We start from the raw sequence: 22,225 nt of genomic DNA on the forward strand, positions 1-22,225 counted from the left end.
CGCTTATCTCGCAACATGTTTAATTCTCCCGCTCAGGCGGGATTTTTTTGCCCGGAGTTTGCATATGGCAGTAATCAGGGGTTCGAAAGGGGGCGGCGGCGGCGGTGATAAAGGCGGCAATCGCGGTACCGAGATCGCCTCCGTAGCATACATGAAAATTCTGCTGGCGCTGACCGAGGGGGAAGCTGCAGGAGACTTTACCGGAAAAGATATTTATCTCGATGGCACGCCACTGCTTGATGATGCTGGCAACGAAAACTTTCCAGGCGTGACGTGGGAGTGGCGCAGCGGCACGGTGGATCAGGATTATATTGCTGGTTTCCCGGCAGTAGAGAATGAAATCAGCGTTGGCACGGAGCTGAAATACGGGACGCCGTGGGTTAAATCCATTAACAACACCCAGCTTTCTGCAGTACGCCTGCGGCTTAAATTTCCGAACGGGGTTTATAAACTGCGCGACAGCGGAGGGAAGGATGGCTACCGGATAGCGTTCGCTATCGATATTTCAACCGATGGCGGTTCATACGTTGAATACGGCACGGATGAAGCGGACGGCATCGCCGATGCCGGGTATGAGCGGAGCTATCGAATTGACCTGCCTGCAGCGACATCCGGCTGGCAAATCCGCGTCCGACGCCTGACGGAAAATACCAGCGACGGTCGACATGCGGATACTTCGCGTATTGAATCAATGACCGATATTGTCGATGCCAAGCTGCGCTATCCGCACACGTCGCTGCTGTTCATCCAGTTTGATTCGAAGCTGTTTGACGGCAGAACGCCAAACGTCACCGTGGAAATGAAGGGGATAATCGTTCGCGTACCGGCGAACTATGATCCTGTTTCCCGCACCTACAGTGGCACCTGGGACGGAACGTTTAAGTGGGCCTGGACAAACAATCCCGCCTGGATTTTTTACGATCTGGTGTTGAACAAACGATACGGTCTTGGAAAACGGATCACCGCAGATTTAGTGGATAAGTGGACCCTGTACCAGATTGCACAGTACTGCGATGCGCCGGTCTCGGATGGAGCAGGCGGGAAAGAGGCGCGGTATCTTTGCGATTTATACATCGCCCAGCGAACTGATGCCTGGACCGTGCTGATGGATTTGGCGAACATCTTCAGGGGGATGATCAGCTGGTCCAACAATCTCCTGTCGGTTGATGCCGATATGCCCCGCGAGCTGGACCCTGATTTCGTGTTCAACAAGTCGAATATTGCGGGCGCGTTTAACTTTTCCAGCACATCGGAGAAGACGAACTACTCATCAGCAATCGTTACCTACAGCAATCCGGCTAACGGCTATCAGGACGATCAGGCCAGCGCCTGGGTACCGGAAGTCTCGAACCGGTTCGGCTTTAACACCATAGAGCTGTCCCGCATCGGGTGTACGCGGGAATCAGAAGCGCAGCGGCACGGGCTTTACGCTATTGAAACCAACCGCGATGACAATGGCGTGGAGTTCAAAACAGGGTTGGAAGGGCGTATCCCACGTATCGGTAAGGTGATCGGCATCAATAACGCCCCGCTGGCCGGTCGCGAGAATGGCGGTCGCGTGGCTGCAGCCTCCGGAACGAAAGTCACGCTTGACCGTATTACGACTGCTAAAGCGGGGGACACGCTTATCGTTAACCTTCCCACCGGCAAATCCGAAGGCAGGAAGGTGAAAAGCGTCTCCGGACGCGCTGTTACCGTTGAGACAGCGTACAGCGTTACCCCAAATGCTGAATCAGCGTGGGTGCTTGATCAGCCTGATTTAGCTATTCAACTGTTCCGAGTTAAGCGGCTTATGGTTAATTCGGATAACACGGTCACCATTAACGGCCTGCCTTACAATCCGAACAAGTTTCCGCGCGTTGATGACGGTGCGGTGATTGAAGACAGGCCCGTCAGCGTTGTGCCGCCACGCGGACAGGGGATGCCGGAAAATATCACTCTCTCAAGCGTGTACCGCGTTGAACAGGGGATAGGCATCACCACGATGGTTGTTACGTGGGAAACCGTCAAAAATGCCGTTGCCTATGAGGCGCAGTGGCGTCAGAACAACGGCGACTGGATTAACGTTCCGCGCACCGGCAACACGCGCTTTGAGGTTGATGGAATTTACTCCGGGCGCTACGTGGTCCGAATCCGCGCGGTTAACGCGCTCGATATCGCATCCCTATGGGCAACGTCAGCTGAGACGGAGCTTACGGGTAAGGTCGGAAAACCGCCGATGCCCGTGAACCTCGCAACGCAGCCTTTAGTATTTGGGATCGGCATTTCCTGGGGATTTCCGTCCGGGGCGCAGGACACGCAGAAGACAGAAATCCACTACAGCGCCACGGCGAACGGTGATTCTCCGTTACTGCTGGCAGACGTGCCTTATCCCTCATCGACCTACCAGCAAATGGGATTGCTGGCTGGAAAATCGTTCTGGTACCGGGCAAGGCTCGTTGATCGCCTGGGCAATCAGAGCGACTGGACCGAGTGGGTCTTTGGTCAGTCGAGCACAGACGTATCTGATATCACCGATTCCATTCTCAAGGAGATGGAGGAAACGGGTCTACTGAAGGATGTGGTTGAGAATGCCGTCGACAGCAATGAAAAAATTGCTGGCATGGTTAATGACATCAAACAGGCCAATGACGAACTGGAGCTGCAGGCGAAGGATATCGCCCAAAACGCCCAGAACATTGGGAAGGTACAGACCAGCGTTAATGAGCTTTCCAGCACTGTCGGGGATGTTTCGTCTTCACTCAGCCAGCTTGAGCAAACGGTGGCAACAGAAGATGCCGCCCTGGGCCAGCGAATCGACAGCATCAGCGTATCCATGGACGGCATGACGGGTGGAGTGAAGAACTCAGCCATCGCCATTATCCAGAACGGGCTGGCGCAGGTGGCCACACGCAAAAGGTTATCTGCAACGGTCGCCGGTAACAGCGCTCAGCTGGACCGTATTGACGAGGTCATCGTTAACGAGAAAGAGGCGACGGCGCGCTCGCTGCTAAGCCTGCAGACGGACGTGAACGGCAACAAGGCTTCCATCAACAGCCTGAACCAGACGTTCTCCGATTACCAGCAGGCTATGGCCACGCAGGTAAACAGCATTACTGCGACCGTCAATGGACACACTTCTACGATCACCACCAATGCGCAGGCCATTGCGAACGTCAACGGCGACCTGAAGGCGATGTACAGCATTAAGGTCGGGTTATCCAGCAACGGCCAGTATTACGCGGCGGGGATGGGGATCGGCGTGGAGAATACGCCATCCGGGATGCAGTCGCAGGTTATCTTCCTGGCTGACCGCTTCGCGGTAACGCACCAGGCAGGAGCGACCGTTACGCTTCCGTTCGTGATTCAGAACGGGCAGACCTTTATCCGAAATACTGTGATTGGCGAAGGGACTATCGACAACACCAAAATCGGCAGCTACATCCAGTCCACAACCTGGGACGGCACGGGGAACGTTGGCTGGCACATCAACAAGTCAGGCTACGCGACGTTCAACAACGTGACCGTTCGCGGCTCGATTTACGCCACAAACGGTAATTTTTCTTTCAATGGCTCCGGCAACACAACAGTGATTAATGGCAACGGTTTAACCGTCAACATTCCTGGTGGTGGCCGGATTGTACTGGGGACATGGACATAAGATGCCGACAGGATTATTGATAGAACTTAATGACGGCGGAAAGCGCATGGAGATAACGGCGGGTCTGAGATGCCCGTCTTTTGGTGGCAGCTTTGATACTGGCTACCAGAAAGCAAAGTATGTGGACATCACTGGTTATGTTTCAGGAGCGCAGGTGCTGTTTATACCGCATGCGACTGCCTATGTTGATTCAGGGCTGTGGCATAAAATGAATTCCGTCACTATCTCTGGTGGGAGGGTTACGCAAAATTCGAGAATGCAGGCGCTGGGTATAAGTGAGAGGGACAGTACTTATACCTTTCCCGGTAGTGTCTGGCAGATATTCCCGACAGGTCAGCGAAGTGGGGTTGGCCTGCTTATTGGTGACAGCACCGACTTCCTGGCGATCACTAACGCCACACAGTCAGGCCAGTGTATCTGGAAGGGTACCGTTAATGTTCCGACCGGGGGTTGGGCGGTTCCCACGATAGCAGGATACGACAAGTCGAAGTACGTCGTTTTCGGGCGCTGTAACAGTGGTAACACGATTGATTTCGACGGTAATACTGTCAGGTTCTTCAGCCCTCCGTCCACGAACGATGATGCTCCCGCAACCGGCACGATAGATATCGTCATCTTTGCCAGCGGTGTAGCACCGCAGCCAGGTACTGGCCTCAATATTTTTAATGCTGCAGGGGCTTGTACGTTTTCAACAACAAGACGGCCTTTCGTATACCTCAACCAACTCTGGACCCCTTCGACAAGTGCCGTGAGCATCGGTAACGGATATGTTCCGCTGGGCAGGTTTGGGCTTATGGTGCATACGGTAAATGGCATGTATGTATATCGAATGTTCGGAATAAAAATACAGAACGGCAGCGCTTCAGTTCAGGGCGGTAAATATCTTGGTCGCGAGCAGTATGCCATTTTCGGTAATAACACGGTAACGTCGCTCAGCCTTCCTGTTTTGCCCGACATGTACGTCTGAATTAACTGTCTATTTAAATCAACCTCGCTTCGGCGGGGTTTTTTATTGCCTGGAGAAAATATGATTTATAACACTGGCACCATCGCCGTTAACGGAAATACCGCCACTGGCACCGGCACAAACTGGACGGCACCCGCCAGTCAGGTTCGCGCTGGCCAGACTATTATCGTGATGTCTAACCCGGTGCAGCTGTTCCAGATTTCATCCGTGAACAGCGCCACGTCAATGACGGTAACGCCTGCCGCTTCCCCGGCGTTGAGCGGCCAGAAGTATGGAATTCTTGTGTCGGACAATATCTCGGTCGATGGACTCGCTCAGGCGATGTCTCAACTCATCAACGATTACGACGAGAATATTGGCGCGTGGGAAACGTTCGCCACCACTTCAGCAAACCAGAGCATCACCGTTACCATCAACGGCATCCCTGTAACGATCCCTGGCATCGGTAAACTGGCGCAGAAAGGGAGTAACGGAGCCATTCCGATTGCACAGGGCGGGACCGGTGCAACGAACGAAGAAGACGCTCGCACAAACCTCGGTTTAGGAATATCGGATACAGTGATGCTTGCAGGTGTTACCGCAACGACCGGGGATTTGAATGTACAGTCAACCACAGGGAGTGTGCGTTACAACGCAGCGGCAGGCGGAGAACATGTTTTTAACTCTGCTGCGCAGCGCGCTCTTTTTAACTGCCCTGTTGCTCTCGCCGCTGGCTCAATTACTATCCCAAACACTGCATCAGCGACCGCACCTTCTGGCCCCGGTATACGTGGTATTTATGCAGGCGCAGACACAGCCAACTTTGACAATGCATCTAACATCAACCTTTATTCATGGTACGGGATTGGTTTCTGCACCGCGTACACATCACCAACTAATGGTGTTCAGGAAGGCAAGCCCGCCGTGTACATCAATACACGAAATGGAACAATTAACGCGAAAGGGGCGGTTCAGGCCAACGGCGTTACTCTTACGTCAGACTGGAACGCAAAAGAGGAAGTGAACATCATCGAACCTGCGGAGGCTCTGGAAAAGATAGCCGCGCTTGATGGTTACACGTTCCGCTATAAGAATGCAGATTCAAAGAGATTAACCGCTGGCGCGCTTGCGCAAGATCTCGATTTAGTGATTCCCGACCTGGTAATTCATGATGAAGCTACTGATTATCTTGTTGCCGATTATATGGGGCTGATCGGCTATCTGATTGCTGCTTTAAAAGGGTTGAAACTGCAAATCGACGAGATTACCAACGGAGAGAATTTAAACAATAACAAAGGGACAAATGCAGAGGGGGAGCTGACCGAGCAGAACGGCGCGTGAAAAATTTAAAAGGTCGGTTTGGGAGATAGCGTCACAGCCAACTTCGGAAGCCTCGAAATTGGAGCGAAAAAAGCCTCTTCTGCAAGCTTTGTCGATTTTCATTTTCTTGGCACCAACGACTATGACGCGCGCATCCTGTGCGGTGGAAATTCTAATGGCGCCATGGGGAAAGGAGACTTCACATTTTACGCAGGGAAATACGTTTTTATCGGTGATAGCTTTGAATTCCGTAATCCAGTTACCTGCCAGAACAGCATCAGCGCATCCGCAAAAATCGCGACCAGTGCTGATATGGAATGCAAAACTAAAATTGCTGTTTTGGCCCCAGCTGACAATCAGAATGCCCACGTGTGGTTCTATGGCACAGGTGGGGCATCCAGGGGGGTAATTTATTCCGGGCAAACAGGAATTATTCAGATCCGCCCTGACAATAATGATAACGGCGGCTCCAACGGATACTCTTTTGCATTTGGGGCTGATGGTAAGTTCACCTGCGTCACGATGAATCAGACTTCGGATGAACGAGTTAAATTCGACAAAGAACCCGTCAGTAATGCTCTTGAGAAGGTCTGCTCTCTTACGGGTTATACATTCGGTATTCAACTGACTGAATCGGAATCCGTTCGAAGCGCAGGCATTATCGCCCAGGAACTGGAGCAGGTATTGCCCGTTGCTGTCAGCTCAGGTGGCACCGGCACAACGCCCGGTGGAGACGAAATTAGCGATCTTAAAACAGTGGACTACAGCGCGATGAGCGCGCTGTATGTTGAGGCAATCAAAGAGCTGGCCGAACGGTTAAAGACCATCGAAAAAGAACTGGCCGAACTACGCGGCCCGGTAGTTGCCTAACCTTCGTTATCACCTTGCAGTCGCTGTTGTTCATGATTGAAAACTGAATCAGTGGGCATATTCAGGCGAACATCGATCCAGCTGTTCACCGGCACGTCCATCGGTTCACCTTTAGTTTTGATGATCTCACCTTCATCGCTCAGGATGTATTTTCGCTTGAAAAGACGGATTGTCAGGCCTCCGCTTTCCGTCTGCTCAGCCTCAACCACGCCAAGTTCTCCCATGCCGCCGGGGTCCATCGGTGGCAGTAGCTGCCATCCCTCAGACGCCAGGCCTACCGAACCAGCCAGCACGTAAACGCCCACCTCGAGGCGAGAAATGGTTATTCCCTCCGCCTCAGCGTTCGCCGTCCCACAGCCGCACCAGGAGAAGCCATCCTCCGCTATATCGGCACGCTGGCAGGCTTCCTGGCTCGCTACGATACGGGCAACCGGAGACGCAGCCTTTAGGGTGCCATCGCTGGCCTTTGTGGTATTGCCCGTGGTGTAAGCCTCCTGGTATGACCAAGACGAGCCACCGTAATACGAAAACCACGTTCTCCTCAGAATGTAAGCCTGATGAATGCGTGTCGGTCGGCTTCCCCGGTTGACGACTATTGACGTAATACCCGTATTTGCAGTTAACCCAAGCTGGGTAAGACCATCATTGGAGTGAGAGGTGAAACAGGTAGGTGTGAATGCATCCATAGCGTCCAGTAGTGCTCCGTCGCCGTGGATAGACCCAATACCGAATGCGCCTACCTGCATCACGTTATTTGCGGCGGTTCCGACGTCCTTTGTCGCGCTACTTCCTAAACCGACGTTTTATAGATTGCTCTCAAGCAGCCTGGCCGATAACTTCACCTGATTTTTTTGCTGAAATAACTGGGTGGAAAATATGCAAATTGGCTATGTAAGGGTGTCAACAAATGACCAAAATACGGATCTTCAGCGGCAAGCGCTCGAACGCGCAGGATGTGAACAGATTTTCGAAGAAAAAATGAGCGGAACAGTGGCGAACCGGCCAGCGCTCAAAAAGCTTCTTAGGACATTGAATGAGGGGGATTCGCTGGTGGTCTGGAAGCTGGATCGCCTTGGGCGCAGCATGCGAAATCTGGTGCTGCTGGTGGACGAACTCCGGCAGCGCGGTATCCACTTTAAGAGCCTCACAGACAGTATCGATACATCAAGCCCGATGGGGCGCTTTATCTTTCATATCATGTCAGCCCTGGCGGAAATGGAGAGGGAGTTGATTGTAGAGCGCACCCGGGCAGGTCTGGCTGCAGCTCGTGAGAAGGGGCGAATCGGTGGCAGGCGTCCGAAACTTACCCAGGAACAATGGGACCAGGCGGGCCGACTGATTGCGAACGGCCTGGACAGGAAGCAGGTAGCGATAATTTATGACGTTGCCGTATGCACGCTTTATAAAAAATTTCCCGCCTCAAAGTCGGCTTAATTTTGCTCACATAGAATTGCGGCCATAAAATTTACAAAACTCATAATTCGAAGCGACATATAAACTTAGAAACGAAACGGCGAAGCTTTAGTCAGTCATGGCCGACCTTCTGTCTTGTGTGCATACCCAAATGAAACTACTGTATATAAAAACAGTGTTGAGGTGTGCGTTATGGAATTTATCAGGCCTGCGGAACTGCGAGAAATCATTGCTCTCCCGCTTTTCAGTGACTTAGTACAGTGTGGTTTCCCAAGCCCCGCGGCTGATTACGTTGAACAGCGCATCGATCTCAATGAGTTACTTGTTGCTCACCCGAGTTCGACATATTTCGTCAAAGCCGCGGGTGATTCTATGATCGAAGCCGGTATCAGCGACGGTGATCTGCTTGTGATCGACAGCTCGCGCACTGCTGATCACGGTGACATTGTCATCGCCGCGGTGGAAGGGGAGTTCACTGTTAAACGCCTGCAGTTGCGCCCGACCGTGCAGCTTAATCCTATGAACAGCGCCTACAGTCCGATTGTTGTTGGCAGCGAAGACACGCTGGATGTTTTCGGCGTTGTTACTTTCATCGTTAAATCTGCGAGCTGAACATGTTTGCTCTCTGTGATGTGAATTCGTTCTACGCATCGTGCGAGACAGTGTTTCGGCCCGATTTGAGGGGGCGGCCGGTTGTCGTTCTCTCAAATAATGATGGCTGTGTAATCGCACGCAGCGCAGAAGCAAAAGCAGCCGGAATAACCATGGGGGAGCCATTCTTCAAGCAAAAGGAGCTTTTCCGGCGCGCTGGCGTTGTTTGCTTCAGCAGCAACTATGAGCTCTATGCTGATATGTCTAACCGGGTAATGACGACGCTTGAGGAGATGAGCCCCCGCGTTGAAATTTACAGTATCGATGAAGCATTTTGTGACCTGACGGGCGTAAGGAACTGCCGGGACCTGACTGACTTCGGCAAAGAGATCCGCGCAACAGTTCTTAAGCGTACGCACCTGACTGTCGGGGTTGGCATTGCTCAGACCAAAACACTGGCAAAGCTGGCAAACCACGCCGCTAAGAAATGGCAGCGCCAGACTGGCGGGGTGGTTGATTTGTCCAATATCGATCGCCAGCGCCGACTCCTTGCCCTGGTACCCGTTGAGGACGTATGGGGCGTCGGCAGGCGTATCAGTAAGAAGCTGAACGCCATGGGCATCAAAACAGCTCTGGACCTCTCAGAACAAAGCACATGGATTATCCGTAAACACTTTAACGTGGTACTTGAGCGAACGGTCCGGGAGCTGCGCGGCGAGCCTTGTCTTGATCTGGAAGAGTTTGCACCAGCTAAGCAGGAAATCGTCTGCAGTCGGTCATTCGGCGAACGCGTTACTGAGTATGAACAGATGCGCCAGGCTATCTGCAGTTATGCGGCTCGTGGTGCTGAAAAGCTACGCGGCGAGCATCAGTATTGCCGTTTTATCTCGGCGTTCGTTAAGACCTCTCCCTTTGCGCTTAGCGAGCCCTATTACGGAAATAGTGCGTCAATGAAGCTTCTTACCCCTACACAGGATTCCCGCGACATCATTAATGCCGCAGTAAACTGCCTGGGTAAAATTTGGAAGGATGGTCACCGGTACCAGAAAGCAGGGATCATGCTCGGTGACTTCTTCAGCCAGGGCGTGGCCCAGCTAAACTTGTTCGACGAAAACGCGCCGCGGGCCGGAAGCGATAAGTTGATGGAGGTGCTTGATCACTTAAACGCGAAAGACGGAAAAGGCACGCTCTACTTCGCCGGGCAGGGCATTCAGCAGCAGTGGCAGATGAAGCGAGAAATGCTTTCGCCGCGTTATACGACGAGATACTCAGATTTGCTTAGAGTCCGATAAATTTTCCTGATGTCTTGGTCCGCTTTGTGCCAGGAGCGGAAGTGGCTAACAGCTCTTAGTGTTGATTAATGAGGGGCAGGTCACTATCGCAAAATCCGCTTGCTGATGTATGGAAAGTACTGATAACCTTAATTTATGGTACTTAGTTTATACATCATATTATGGATGATCATTATGTCGCGTAGCTTATACCCAACCACCTTATTTCATTTTACTGAAAAGTTAGATACCTTATTTGAGATACTTGACTCAAGTGATTTTCGGATTTCTTTCGCTAGAGAATTTATACAAGGCCAGAGCACGAATAGGAATTTCGGTATACCGATGGTTTCATTTTGTGATATCAGGCTAACACAGCTTACCCAGCATACTGAAAGTTATGGCCATTATGGCATCGGATTATCAAAAGATTGGGCAAACGAAAATGGACTTAATCCAGTAATTTACATGTCCAAGCACTCTTCTGTTTTTGATAATTATAATCTAGAGATTAGGCGTTTAAAAGCAGAAGTTAATAAGTTATTAAAGCATTTGGACGAAATAAAATCTTCAGGAACAAAATCTCAATTAACTAATGCAAAGCGGAAATATGAGTCGGCGATTCTTAGTTACAAGAAAATTGTAGATCCTTTGCGATATATGAAAAATTACCAGGCAACTTTGAAACGACGCAATGGTCAGGAGAAACCTAACTATATTTTTGCAGATGAGAGGGAGTGGCGATTTGTTCCAGATATAGAAAAATCAATTGGAAAACCAGTGATCGCCGCTTCGAAAAACATATCAACTCAAGATGGCAAGAGAAAATATAACGAATATTATGATGATGACAGGTTGCCCTTTTCACATAAGGATATTAAATATGTCATTGTAGAGCATGAAAGTGATGTTGAAAAGATGATGGACTTTCTGCATATAAAGTATGGTTCAAAAAGTAGCTTGATTCCAAGGGTTCTCTCAACCGAATTGATAGCGAATGATATGTAATTTAAGCTCGGTTTTTGCCTAAATTATCTATGCAATGCTTCCTTTTTGATACTTCATCGTGCTCTTATTGTGTTTAACGCTAAAACTAACCTACTCCCCGTGTTTCACATAGACCGCTATTAGCAATGTCCGCTGCCTGCGAAGAGCGGACATTACTAACATAGTGCCCAGAAGCTTTAAGGGAAGTAAGTCAAGTCCAAAAGTGCGGTTAAAGTAATGCTATTCTTTCCATTGAATGAGTGGATTGGGTATTAGAATTATATCCCCATAGCTACTTAAGCGGATTATTTAAAATTTTAATTAAGAGGTTCTAATTATGGATAGATTTGAAATAAAACTTAATGAAATCAATGAAATTCTTTCAAAGAATCAATTGGGGCTTATCTATGATTTTATAAATGATAGAGATAATGGTCTCGTACTGCCGTTTTTTAGTAAATACATGGACTCTGTTCAAAAATTAGATCTGGATTTTTGCATTACAACCAACTCACATTTTCAATGCGGCATTATTTATGATGAAAAATTGATATTTATGTCTTATGGCACATTTGATAGACTATGTAAGTTATCTGACTTAATTTTTCGGTCAGGGATGATAACCGGGAAAAGTACTAATTTAAACTTTTATGACTTGCATCTCGTTACTAATCCATTTGTTGGGTTTAACAATGAGATAAGAGAGGAAAGTGAGTCCGAATCACACTTATTTATGTTTATTCTTGATTGTCTAATGCTGTTTATAGTTAGTCACGAAGTAGGCCATTTCATTAATAAACATGGCGACCGAGCAAAAAAGCAATCTATTGACACTATCTTTGATGATGTTTTAGGACATAAAAAAATCAATAGCGCAGAGCTAATATCAAGCCACGCTAGAGAATTAGTTGCAGATGGTTTTGCTCTTAATATTGTTAAAAAACATGTACAGTCTGCATTTGATCAGAAGGTATCTTATCTTGATAACTTGCTTGATTTTTATAGCAGCAAGGAAGGCGGAATTGCATTTTCATTGCTATTAATACTGTGCTACTTCAAACTTTCTGATGGCTTATCACCTCATGAACATTTTCAATCGACACATCCCTCAACGGCGGCACGAGTTCGATTCATTCTCAGTTGTCATATTGAATCATTAGTCAATGAGGATGAAGAAAAAACTTTTGGATTTTACTATGGTTTAATCATAACTCAATTGAAATCAATATTTGCATCTATGGGAGATGACTTTGAGTTAACTTGGATAAAGGATACGAACTCACCTGAAATGACCGAGTGGTTTAATGATGTTTATAAAGAGCATCCAAAATGGTTAGCATAATACCTCTTATATAATGCTGATGGTATATTAATATTGAATTGATAAGCCTGAATGTCGCTGACTTTGATAAAGCATTGAAATTAGAAAAAGTGAAGTTTTATAATGCTCTTTGATAATTCATGTCACTCAACAGCGAAAAGCGTGAAGGTCTGCTCCTCGCTCACAGCGGACCTTCGCCCCAGTTATCTCGTCCACTGAATGCCAGGAGCGGAAGTGTACGAAAGGGGATTTTGCTTAAACGCAGCGAAGTTTCTCTAATCTAATATCGGATTCGTTTACATTTTCTTTCTCAATCCAGCCCAGCCGCCTGTAAAATTCTGCCGCACGACTGTTTTTGTCGGTTTCAAGCCAGGCTGCATCGTGATGTTTGAATAATTCCTGCTCTGCGAGTCCAACAAGGCTGCGACCTACACCCCCGCCTTCATATTCAGGAAGAACAAATGCCGCAAAAAGGCACGCTTCATAAGGCAGAATCATTGAAAAACCAATTACTTTTCCGTCATCTTCAGCAACCCACGCGCAACGACTTTTTTCAATCATCTCGATGACAATTTTCTCGGTAATTCCCATCTGCTCCATTTCTTCTCGACTGAGATGATTTTCTTTAACCGAAGTCCTGACGTCAAAAATACCCTTTATATCAGAAGATAGAGCTAATCTTGTACTGATGTTCATTTTTAACACTCCATGCATGAGAAAGTGTAATTTTGATGGTTAATGAGAGGTTTTTCTATGGATCTGGAATCTTTTGCGATATTGCCGAAAATTTATGCTCCTCGCTCATATCGGGCATTATTCATTATTCCATTTAGTTTACTCACTACCGGAACAAGCACTTCAGAGGATTAGTAAATTTTTAACAGACTGATTAGTCAGAAGTAAGACCTCGGATTGCTTCGAGCCCAACTTGTTGTCCATAAGAAAGCTCCAGAGTATTACCATCAGGGTCAGCGAAGAAAACGTAATATCCCACAGGTTCTCCGACATCTACAGGCTCTTTCCGTAACACGCCCTCAGCTCGAGCCATATCTGTTTTCCTGTCAATTTCTTCGCGGTCGGCACAGGCAACGCCCAGATGGCCGAAATGACCCAACGGGGTGTCCGTCACTTTGTCCGCCTGAACTAAAACCAGCGCAAATGGGCGAGTGTGATCACTTAGCCATGCCACTTTACGTGCATCCGGAACATCAGGTTCGCGCCGGTGGACAACAGACATACCAGCATAGCGCTCATAAAACGCAATACTTTTATCTAATTCTCTTACGACAAAAGCGACGTGCGTAAAACCAACATCTATCTCTTTCATATTTATGATTTACCTATCCGGAGCCAATAGCTTTACTCTAAAACCTTAAGTACACTTCAGGTCAAGATATTAAACTGTCCCTCATCTACCAGATTTTTAATGTCCACTTTTCGCTCTAAGCGGATCCCCAGGCCAGTTAACTAGTCCGCTTCGTGCCAATAACAGACATTGCGGGATATGTATGAGACTGGCCGCCATTCCCGATGGCACAGCTCTGATGCTACACTGTTTTCAGTCCTTATAACCTCATCAAATAAATTTATGACTACCGCTGATTTCAAACGCCCTAAACTAGAACTCCCAAACGGGGCAGATAAACTCCTGCTGCACTCGTGCTGCGCTCCGTGTTCTGGTGAGGTAATGGAGGCGATCCAGGCCTCAGGAATCGACTACACCATCTTCTTCTACAACCCGAACATTCATCCGCAGAAAGAGTATCTGATTCGTAAGGATGAGAACATTCGCTTTGCCGAACAGCACGGCGTACCGTTTATCGATGCGGATTACGACACGGATAACTGGTTTGAGCGCGCCAAAGGCATGGAATGGGAGCCCGAACGCGGCATTCGCTGCACCATGTGTTTTGACATGCGCTTTGAGCGGACGGCGCTTTATGCTGCTGAAAATGGCTTCAACGTGATCAGCAGCTCACTGGGCATCTCTCGCTGGAAAAATATGCAGCAAATCAACGACTGTGGACAGCGAGCCGCCGCGCACTATCCGGGTATGATTTACTGGGACTATAACTGGCGGAAACAGGGCGGTTCGTCGCGCATGATTGAAATCAGCAAGCGCGAGCAGTTCTACCAGCAGGAATACTGCGGATGCGTTTATTCACTGCGTGACAGCAACCTGCACCGCAAATCCCAGGGCCGTCCTCTCATTCAGCTCGGTAAGCTCTACTACGGTAAAGAAGACGAGCAGGCATGATTTCATGTTACGCCCTCTGCAGCGTGACAACCTTCCATTGCTTTCCTTTAACAATGCATGCGCCAACCGGCAAGGAGCAGTAGTTTTGAGTCATGATATAGCTGAAAGTCGATCTTGCACTGAAATGTCTGCCGATCGCTTTCAGTGGCCCATCAGCTCAGTTGGCTCGTCCGCTTCGTGCCAGGAGCGGACATTACTGACACAAACACAACCAGCAAATGGATTATCTGGCAGCCCGGGGGCGACATTTCTGGGAGACAATCAATTGGAAACATTTTAATGTGAGAGCTTAGGCAGGCCACAGCGTATGTATTACCTCATGCCATCGGAAGAATGATACATGCTACCTGTGAGTGTGGAATAACCAGAAGCCTACTGCACCGGAGGATGTCTTGCCATGTTTACCGATCTCAGCAGAGATGAAAGTAAAAGACTTGCGGCAATCGACTTGTTGAAAAATCCTGACAAGGGCCGGGATGATGCGTTAAAAAAATATACTCATCTAATATGCCACTTGCTGAACATGCCGATGGGCTTTGTTTCTGTTCTCGATGAAGAAAAGCAATACATCAAATCCGCCCAAAATGTTGCCGTCACGGAAACCAGCCTGAGCGAGGCATTTTGCGTACAGACCCAGGAACAGAGTAAGACATTCATTTGTCGTGACACTCATCAGCACCCTACCTTTCGTGACTATCACGCGGTAAAAGAAGCTCCATTCATTCGCTTTTATGCAGGGTGCCCACTTAAAACCCAGGATGGAGTATCCGTAGGTACCTTGTGTATCCTCGATACTCAGCCCAGGGAACTTTCAGACGAGCAGCTCGATCTTTTTGAAAAGATGGCAGGACTTATATCGGATTTTCTGGCCTCGTGGCACTCCGTCGGCTACCTCGATATAGTCACGCTATTACCAAACCGGCAGCGACTACTGAAGGATATAGAGGTTTCAACTGAAGGCGCATTCAGGCTCGTCATTATTGATTGTATTGATATGCCGTTAGCCTACGAAATGGCTCGCTCACTCGGTATGATTGCCGTTGAAAATCTACTTCGTAGTATGGTCGCAGAACTGCAGACCCGCCTACCTTTAGAAGGGCCGCTCTACGCCGTGGCAGTTGGACGATTTGCCTTTTTTACCCATAAGGAAAAAACTCGGACATTAGAAGATATCTCTCAAAGCCTTCAGGGGATCCAGGCCAGGATCACCCCTGAAGTTCCCCTTGATCTGGATATTCACATGGGTGACTCCGGGCTTTGCGATAAATCTCTGACATCGAATGAAATTCTGCGCCGTGCAGTGAGTGCATTGCATGAAGGGATAAGTCAGGGGCGCCGGTTTACAGTCTATGATGACGCCCTGGATAGCAGTAAGAAGACTGATTTCAGCCTTCTTACTGAAGTTAGACAAGCGCTACAAGAAAACCAGGGCTTATATCTGGTTTATCAGCCGAAAATCTCACTGGTGACAGGACGTGTGACGGGAGCCGAAGCTTTGCTTAGATGGCAACATCCTAAAAACGGCGAAGTGTTGCCGGGTGTGTTTATTCCTCTGGTCGAAAAGACCAGCCTGATGCGTGAACTCACAGCGTGGGTTATCGATCACACTATTGTGCAACTGAGTGCCTGGCAAAGCCGTGGACTTTCTTTACCCGTGTCGATTAATTTGGCTGCCAGTGATTTTTCAAGACCAGATTTCTGCGATGAGCTGGAACAGAAAATGCTGGATGCGCGTCTGGATCCCGCCCTGCTGGGGGTGGAGTGTCTGGAAACCGAGAAGATGCTGGAAAGCCCCGCTGCACTTATCGGCCTGGACATGCTCAAACTACGCGGATTTAAAATATCTCTGGATGATTTTGGTTCCGGATACAGCAACATTAATTACCTGCGACAAATCCCGATGGACATCATCAAGCTTGACCGCTCTATTGTAAGTAAGGTTGCTCGCGACAAGGCCAGCCGCATCATTGTTCGCAACGTTATCACACTCCTCAAGCAACTCGACTATATCGTTCTGGCCGAAGGAGTCGAGGATGCCAGGACCGTTGATATTTTAAGAAGGCTGGGCTGCGATGAAGTTCAGGGCTATTTTTTTGCCAAACCGATGACCCCCGATGCTTTTGAAACTTGGTATCACGGCAGAGACGAAGCCCTAAAGTGAACGAGATTAAGTAAATACGTATGCTCGCCTGCCCGTAATATATAAATAAGAAGGGAACTGGTCACCCTGACCTACTCTCCATTGATTATCGGAGGTCGATGTTAGTCCTGCATTCAGGTAATCATGACAAATTCTCACTTCCGCTTCACGCTCTAAGCGGACCTCCAGGCCAGTTAACTATTCCGCTTCGTGCCATAAGCGGACGTTCCAGGCGATATTACCCCTGCAATGAGCTGAAACTTACAGGGGATGTTATTGAAATGAACCTGCAGCTTTAGTTTCCGATAGCATGAATTTTAGCGATAAGAAGCCAAACCCTCATATCTTCACCGGCTGTAGTCTTGCCCCAGTTCGTTCAAGCCATTCAATCATCAGTTCTGGATTGATCTTTTGCGAAGTCAGATAAAGCCCTGTCTCTCCTGCATTCATCAGCATTGACTCAATACCTGCGGCCACTCCGAGGGCCGTCAGATAAGACTGGCCCTTCGGGTGGGTCAATTGAAATGACACGCTCTCATATTGGCCGTTGACAAGGGTGCCGTCAATCTCATACAGGATTTCTACCGACGGATTATCTCCCTTCAGGCTTCCAGGAGACTGACCGACAACCAGATCGACCCTGACGGAAAGTGCTTTCGTCATCTGAGCCAATTCTGCGGCATCAAATCCTGGCAGGCTTGAAGCTATAAAACTTGAACCATCATTCAGAATATATTTCCGTTGCTCATCGCCGTTACGGGGTACTTTCCACTGCGAGCATTCCAGCACCAGGCCCGCCTCTTTCTGGGAAAAATCATCAAAATCAGCCATGCTGGCAGGGCCACCGAGGTCATTTTCATCCATCAGCACGCCTACTCTGATTTGTTTCACTGAACTGAAATCTTTAGTGCAGTAAATTCCTGCAGAAATTAGCGCACCGGCAAAGCTGGTATCCTGAATGAGAACACGACAGGTCGAAAGGTGGTTCAGGTACAATGCCAGTTTTGGTGCGATGTGGTTCAGTTGAGTGGCAATGCTAGTGTACGGTATGCCCTGTCTAATAGCGTATTCTGCAGGGTGAGTGGATAAGTCATTGGTTAGCAAGGCAATACCGCTGAACTGAGCCTGTGGATCTAACCCCAGGTCAGCCCGTTGTGTATCAACGGCGATGCCGGTCGCATTGCTGAAGCGGGATGCCGCCTCGCTGGCTTTTTGCGCATTTCGTCCAGCGATTACAACAGGCAGTTCCGGAAGAAACTGGTTCAGTATAGACACAAGATGGGAACCTACTGTGCCGTATCCCCCGATAATAAGAAATGGATGGGTCATATGTTACTCCTGATTGAATAAAGTTGGTTCTAGGGTAAGGACGCCATCTGGCGCAGTGTAACGATGAGATTTTCCGGATCGCCCTGCGCTATCTGCATGCCGAGGCTAAGGCATAAACCATCAGCGGCCAGTCTTACCAGGGTAAGTTGTGGGTTGTCCTCGAGGTCGCCGCGTTTTTCAAGCATTCCCTGATACCAGTCACGCCAGCGGAAACAGATGTATTCATCATCCATGGCTGATTTCCATAACGTCATAAGACCGGCATTTTTCAGGGTTGCGCACCCCTGCTCCAGATAGGCTCGAGTAAATGCACCTTTCTCATAGGGGTCGGCAGATATAAGCCGGTCAATTTCTTCTGAATAATCTGTGATCATCTGTTCAAAGACGCACTTCAGCAGCGCGTCCTTATTCTCAAAGTGATGAAAAAAAGCTCCTTTTGTTACACCAGCCTGATCGCATAACGCCTGTACGCTGATAGCGGACAGACCGCTCCTGACTGCCAGAGTTTTCGCACATCTGAGCAAGGTTGCCCTTACGATTTCGGGCTGTTTTTTACGTTTATTGTTGATAGTCATTCATGAAACATACCGTCCGGTATGTTTCATGTCAATCTGTCCCGGATGCAGGAAGAGATAATTTGTGACGTGGCAGTAGTACCCCTTATAAAAAATTTCCCGTGGTAGTAAAAATGGATACGGAAAGAGAAAGGGGCGTTTTTCTGGTGAAAATTTGGGGGCAAATTTGGGGGCAAATTTGCGCCGGGGGCGTGTTTTGGGGCACTAAATCGGCCGTTATTGTCCGATAATGTCCGAATGGGAAATTCTTTAAGTCTATGAAATATAACTAACTAATTGTTATTAAGGCCGTTGTGATTTTCGCTGTGCAGTCTAACGCTGATTATGTTGTTGTGGTGATAAACATTGACTAAACCGGGGAAAAGCATCCCCCTTTTCGGGCGAAAAGGGGGAGAGGGGGGTTACTTCAGCTCGTCAACCATAGTGACGGCGCGACCAATATAGTTCGCCGGGGTCATCGCTTTGAGGCGCGTTTTCTCGTCTTCCGGCAGTGCCAGACCGTCGATAAACTGCTTCATACCTTCAGCGTCCACGCGTTTGCCGCGGGTCAACTCTTTCAGCTTCTCGTACGGTTTTTCAATGCCGTAACGGCGCATCACGGTCTGAATTGGCTCCGCCAGCACTTCCCAGTTGTGATCCAGTTCGTCCAGCAGACGATCGCGGTTCACTTCCAGTTTGCTCACGCCTTTCAGGGTGGACTGATACGCGATCAGCGCGTAGCCAATGCCCACGCCCAGGTTACGCAGTACGGTGGAGTCGGTCAGGTCACGCTGCCAGCGGGAAACCGGTAGTTTGCTCGCCATATGCTGCAGCATGGCGTTCGCCAGGCCCAGGTTGCCTTCGGAGTTTTCGAAGTCAATCGGGTTCACTTTGTGCGGCATGGTGGACGAACCGATTTCACCGGCGATGGTTTTCTGTTTGAAGTGGTTCAGCGCGATGTAGCCCCACACGTCACGATCGAAGTCGATCAGGATGGTGTTGAAGCGGGCGATGCAGTCAAACAGTTCCGCGATGTAATCGTGCGGCTCAATCTGGGTGGTGTATGGGTTCCACTGAATGCCCAGAGAGGTCACGAACTCTTCGCTGAACTGATGCCAGTCCACTTCCGGGTAGGCGGCGATGTGGGCGTTATAGTTGCCAACGGCACCGTTGATTTTGCCGAGGATTTCAACCTGCTCCAGTTGACGATACTGACGCTCCATACGGTATGCCACGTTCGCCATCTCTTTCCCCATCGTGGAGGGGGTAGCTGGCTGGCCGTGGGTACGGGAAAGCAGCGGAATGTCGCGATATTCCACAGACAGCGCTTTCACCGCGTCGATGATTTTACGCCAGTATGGCAGCACCACCTCTTTGCGCGCGGTGGAGAGCATCAGCGCGTGCGACAGGTTGTTGATGTCTTCAGAGGTACAGGCAAAGTGAATGAATTCAGACACGGCGTGCAGGGCAGGAACGCTTTCCACTTTCTCTTTCAGGAAATACTCAACCGCCTTCACATCGTGGTTGGTGGTGCGTTCAATGGTCTTAATGCGCGCAGCATCTTCTTCATTGAAGTCAGCAACGATTTTATCAAGGTAATCGTTTGCCTTTTCGTCAAAAGCAGGAACTTCCTTGATTGCTGCCTGGGCGGCCAGCTTCTGCAGCCAGCGTACTTCAACCTGAACACGGAACTTCAGCAAACCATATTCGCTGAAGATCCCGCGCAGCGCGCTGACTTTATCGCCGTAGCGTCCATCGACAGGGGATACGGCGGTCAGTGAGGATAATTCCATAATTCGCAACTCCGGGAGGTTAACAATGAGCAAGAATTTGTTTTGCCTGAGTGGTCAGGCGATTACGAGAAAACATTAACTGCAGGCGGCCGCCGCCGACCTGATGCCACAGCACGGCGGCGCGGATGCCCGCCAGCAGCGAGGCGCGAACCTTCGCCTGAACCTGTGGGCTTTGCAGTACCGCAGGAGAGCCGGTGACCTGAATGCGCGGGCCTAGCGGGCTGATGACGTCGACATAAATCCCCGCCATCGCGCTCAGCAGCGTTTCCGACTGCAGGTCAAAATGATCGAGCTGACGCTGCAGCCCGGCAATGCGATCGCCCAGCGTATTCATTGCGCCTTTTGCGGCGTTCAGCTTACGTTCCAGTACCATCAGGCTTAAGGTGTAACGGGTCAATTCTGCGTTTAAACCCTGGCGGTTGCTGGCATTGAGCACGCCGAGCAGGGTTTCAAGACCGAGACGAAGATTGGCTTCACTGCCGCCGAAAACACCCAGCGTGGAGCCGGGGTTAAGATCGATAACGCTGTTCAGCGAAACGTGCAGGGCGTCAGCGTCGCAATGACCCTGATGCGCCAGCTGTTGCACCAGACGGGCTGACTGGCAAATTCCCGCCAGCGCCAGGGTGATGTCATAGTAGTTCTTCGCCACACGGTCTCCTTTATGTGTGCAATCGTATTAAACAGCAGGCAGCGGCAGGCGCTGTTCAATGATCCCGCCGCCCAGGCAAATTTCGCCGCTGTAAAAAACAGCAGACTGACCCGGCGTAACGGCGGAAACCGGCTCGTCGAAACGTACGTCAATGCGATCGTCATCCAGTGCGGTTACGGTGCAAGGGATGTCTGTCTGGCGGTAGCGCGTTTTCACCGTGCAGCGGAGCGTGCCTTTCAATGGTTCGCGATCGACCCAGTGCAGCTGCTGCGCGATAAGCCCAACGGACATCAGACGCGGATGGTCGTGACCCTGAGCAACAACCAGAATATTGTTTTCGACATCTTTGTCGACAACGTACCACGGATCTTCGCTGCCATCTTTGGTCCCGCCGATACCCAGACCTTTACGCTGGCCGAGCGTGTGGTACATCAGACCCTGATGCTGACCAATTTCATCGCCATCAACGGTGACAATTTTGCCCGGCTGTGCGGGCAGGTAGCGACCCAGGAATTCACGGAATTTACGCTCGCCGATGAAGCAGATGCCGGTGGAGTCTTTTTTCTTCGCGGTGATCAGGTCCAGCTCTTCGGCGATTTTACGCACTTCTGGCTTTTCCAGCTCGCCGACCGGGAACAGACTTTGGGCAATCTGTTCGTGGCTCAGCGTGTAAAGGAAGTAGCTCTGGTCTTTATTGCCGTCCAGACCGCGCAGAAGCTGGCTTTTGCCATTCACATCTGCGCGACGCACGTAGTGACCGGTCGCAATGTAGTCTGCGCCCAAATCTTCTGCGGCGAATTCCAGGAAGGCTTTGAATTTGATCTCTTTGTTGCAGAGAATATCGGGGTTCGGCGTGCGGCCCGCTTTGTACTCTTCCAGGAACAGTTCAAAGACGTTGTCCCAGTATTCCGCAGCAAAGTTAACGGTGTGCAGTTCAATGCCGAGCTTGTCACACACGGCCTGCGCATCGGCGAGATCCGCAGCGGCAGTGCAATATTCCTCACCATCATCTTCCTCCCAGTTCTTCATGAACAGGCCCTCCACCTTATAGCCCTGTTGCTGTAACAGGTAGGCGGAAACGGAGGAATCGACACCGCCGGACATGCCGACGATCACTTTTTTCTGGCTATTATCTGACATGGAA

General features: G+C 49.6%; 19 protein-coding genes. 11 read left to right on the plus strand and 8 right to left on the minus strand.

What is annotated here, in order from left to right; genetic code table 11:
• Nucleotides 1–64: 64 nt before the first annotated feature.
• Genes N2K86_RS08635 through N2K86_RS08650 form a run of 4 tightly spaced genes read left to right on the plus strand, consistent with a single transcriptional unit; the run spans nucleotide 65 to nucleotide 6,776 of the window.
• Nucleotides 65–3,640, plus strand: a complete 3,576-nt coding sequence (locus N2K86_RS08635; RefSeq protein WP_260661163.1) for a host specificity protein J — start codon at nucleotides 65–67, stop codon at nucleotides 3,638–3,640.
• A gap of 1 nt (nucleotide 3,641) precedes the next feature.
• On the plus strand, nucleotides 3,642–4,607 hold the full coding sequence (locus N2K86_RS08640) for a DUF6453 family protein (RefSeq protein ID WP_260661164.1): 966 nt from the start codon (nucleotides 3,642–3,644) through the stop codon (nucleotides 4,605–4,607).
• Nucleotides 4,608–4,667: 60 nt separating this feature from the next.
• Complete coding sequence (locus N2K86_RS08645) at nucleotides 4,668–5,927, plus strand: tail fiber domain-containing protein (protein WP_260661165.1); 1,260 nt, start codon at nucleotides 4,668–4,670, stop codon at nucleotides 5,925–5,927.
• An 18-nt stretch (nucleotides 5,928–5,945) separates the two neighbouring features.
• On the plus strand, nucleotides 5,946–6,776 hold the full coding sequence (locus tag N2K86_RS08650) for a tail fiber domain-containing protein (RefSeq protein ID WP_260661166.1): 831 nt from the start codon (nucleotides 5,946–5,948) through the stop codon (nucleotides 6,774–6,776).
• On the opposite strand, the gene N2K86_RS08655 is transcribed toward N2K86_RS08650, so the two are convergent.
• A complete protein-coding gene (locus N2K86_RS08655; RefSeq protein WP_260661167.1) occupies nucleotides 6,773–7,462 on the minus strand; it encodes a phage tail fiber protein in 690 nt (229 codons plus the stop codon). The genes N2K86_RS08650 and N2K86_RS08655 overlap by 4 nt on opposite strands.
• 190 nt (nucleotides 7,463–7,652) lie before the next feature.
• Here N2K86_RS08655 and N2K86_RS08660 point away from each other — a divergent pair, with 190 nt between their 5' ends.
• The 5 genes from N2K86_RS08660 (at nucleotide 7,653) to N2K86_RS08680 (ending at nucleotide 12,380) form a co-directional block, all read left to right on the plus strand.
• The gene (locus N2K86_RS08660; protein ID WP_260661168.1) at nucleotides 7,653–8,210 is read left to right on the plus strand and encodes a recombinase family protein; all 558 of its coding nucleotides are present in this window, start codon (nucleotides 7,653–7,655) and stop codon (nucleotides 8,208–8,210) included.
• A gap of 171 nt (nucleotides 8,211–8,381) precedes the next feature.
• Nucleotides 8,382–8,801, plus strand: coding sequence for a translesion error-prone DNA polymerase V autoproteolytic subunit (locus N2K86_RS08665; protein WP_260661169.1), 420 nt, complete (start codon nucleotides 8,382–8,384; stop codon nucleotides 8,799–8,801).
• A 2-nt stretch (nucleotides 8,802–8,803) separates the two neighbouring features.
• Nucleotides 8,804–10,072 carry a Y-family DNA polymerase gene (locus N2K86_RS08670; RefSeq protein ID WP_260661170.1) on the plus strand — a complete coding sequence of 423 codons (1,269 nt, stop codon included), beginning with the start codon at nucleotides 8,804–8,806 and terminating at the stop codon, nucleotides 10,070–10,072.
• Between the two features lie 174 nt (nucleotides 10,073–10,246).
• Nucleotides 10,247–11,059: an abortive infection system antitoxin AbiGi family protein gene (locus N2K86_RS08675; RefSeq protein ID WP_115259908.1), complete on the plus strand. Its 813-nt coding sequence runs from the start codon at nucleotides 10,247–10,249 to the stop codon at nucleotides 11,057–11,059.
• Between the two features lie 316 nt (nucleotides 11,060–11,375).
• Nucleotides 11,376–12,380 (plus strand): hypothetical protein, encoded by a 1,005-nt coding sequence (locus N2K86_RS08680; protein WP_229233776.1) that lies wholly within the window; start codon nucleotides 11,376–11,378, stop codon nucleotides 12,378–12,380.
• Between the two features lie 234 nt (nucleotides 12,381–12,614).
• Here N2K86_RS08680 and N2K86_RS08685 read toward each other — a convergent pair whose 3' ends face one another.
• Entirely contained in the window at nucleotides 12,615–13,055 is a 441-nt protein-coding gene (locus tag N2K86_RS08685) for a GNAT family N-acetyltransferase (RefSeq protein WP_260661171.1), read from the minus strand.
• Between the two features lie 193 nt (nucleotides 13,056–13,248).
• Complete coding sequence (locus N2K86_RS08690) at nucleotides 13,249–13,686, minus strand: VOC family protein (RefSeq protein ID WP_260661172.1); 438 nt, start codon at nucleotides 13,684–13,686, stop codon at nucleotides 13,249–13,251.
• A gap of 261 nt (nucleotides 13,687–13,947) precedes the next feature.
• Between N2K86_RS08690 and N2K86_RS08695 the strand changes: the two genes are divergently transcribed.
• On the plus strand, nucleotides 13,948–14,616 hold the full coding sequence (locus N2K86_RS08695) for an epoxyqueuosine reductase QueH (RefSeq protein ID WP_260661173.1): 669 nt from the start codon (nucleotides 13,948–13,950) through the stop codon (nucleotides 14,614–14,616).
• A 397-nt stretch (nucleotides 14,617–15,013) separates the two neighbouring features.
• Complete coding sequence (locus tag N2K86_RS08700) at nucleotides 15,014–16,777, plus strand: sensor domain-containing phosphodiesterase (RefSeq protein WP_260661174.1); 1,764 nt, start codon at nucleotides 15,014–15,016, stop codon at nucleotides 16,775–16,777.
• Nucleotides 16,778–17,095: 318 nt separating this feature from the next.
• Here the strand turns inward: N2K86_RS08700 and N2K86_RS08705 are convergent, their stop codons facing one another.
• From N2K86_RS08705 to mnmA, 5 genes are all read right to left on the minus strand, one after another.
• Nucleotides 17,096–18,085, minus strand: a complete 990-nt coding sequence (locus N2K86_RS08705) for a hypothetical protein (RefSeq protein WP_260661175.1) — start codon at nucleotides 18,083–18,085, stop codon at nucleotides 17,096–17,098.
• A 29-nt stretch (nucleotides 18,086–18,114) separates the two neighbouring features.
• Complete coding sequence (locus N2K86_RS08710) at nucleotides 18,115–18,660, minus strand: TetR/AcrR family transcriptional regulator (RefSeq protein ID WP_260661176.1); 546 nt, start codon at nucleotides 18,658–18,660, stop codon at nucleotides 18,115–18,117.
• A gap of 401 nt (nucleotides 18,661–19,061) precedes the next feature.
• Nucleotides 19,062–20,432: an adenylosuccinate lyase gene (gene purB / locus N2K86_RS08715; RefSeq protein WP_260661177.1), complete on the minus strand. Its 1,371-nt coding sequence runs from the start codon at nucleotides 20,430–20,432 to the stop codon at nucleotides 19,062–19,064.
• A gap of 19 nt (nucleotides 20,433–20,451) precedes the next feature.
• Nucleotides 20,452–21,081: a high frequency lysogenization protein HflD gene (gene hflD / locus N2K86_RS08720; protein ID WP_010430005.1), complete on the minus strand. Its 630-nt coding sequence runs from the start codon at nucleotides 21,079–21,081 to the stop codon at nucleotides 20,452–20,454.
• A 27-nt stretch (nucleotides 21,082–21,108) separates the two neighbouring features.
• A complete protein-coding gene (gene mnmA / locus N2K86_RS08725) occupies nucleotides 21,109–22,221 on the minus strand; it encodes a tRNA 2-thiouridine(34) synthase MnmA (protein WP_260661178.1) in 1,113 nt (370 codons plus the stop codon).
• Between the last annotated feature and the right edge of the window lie 4 nt (nucleotides 22,222–22,225).

The organism is Enterobacter mori (genome assembly GCF_025244905.1).
GTDB lineage: Bacteria > Pseudomonadota > Gammaproteobacteria > Enterobacterales > Enterobacteriaceae > Enterobacter > Enterobacter mori_A.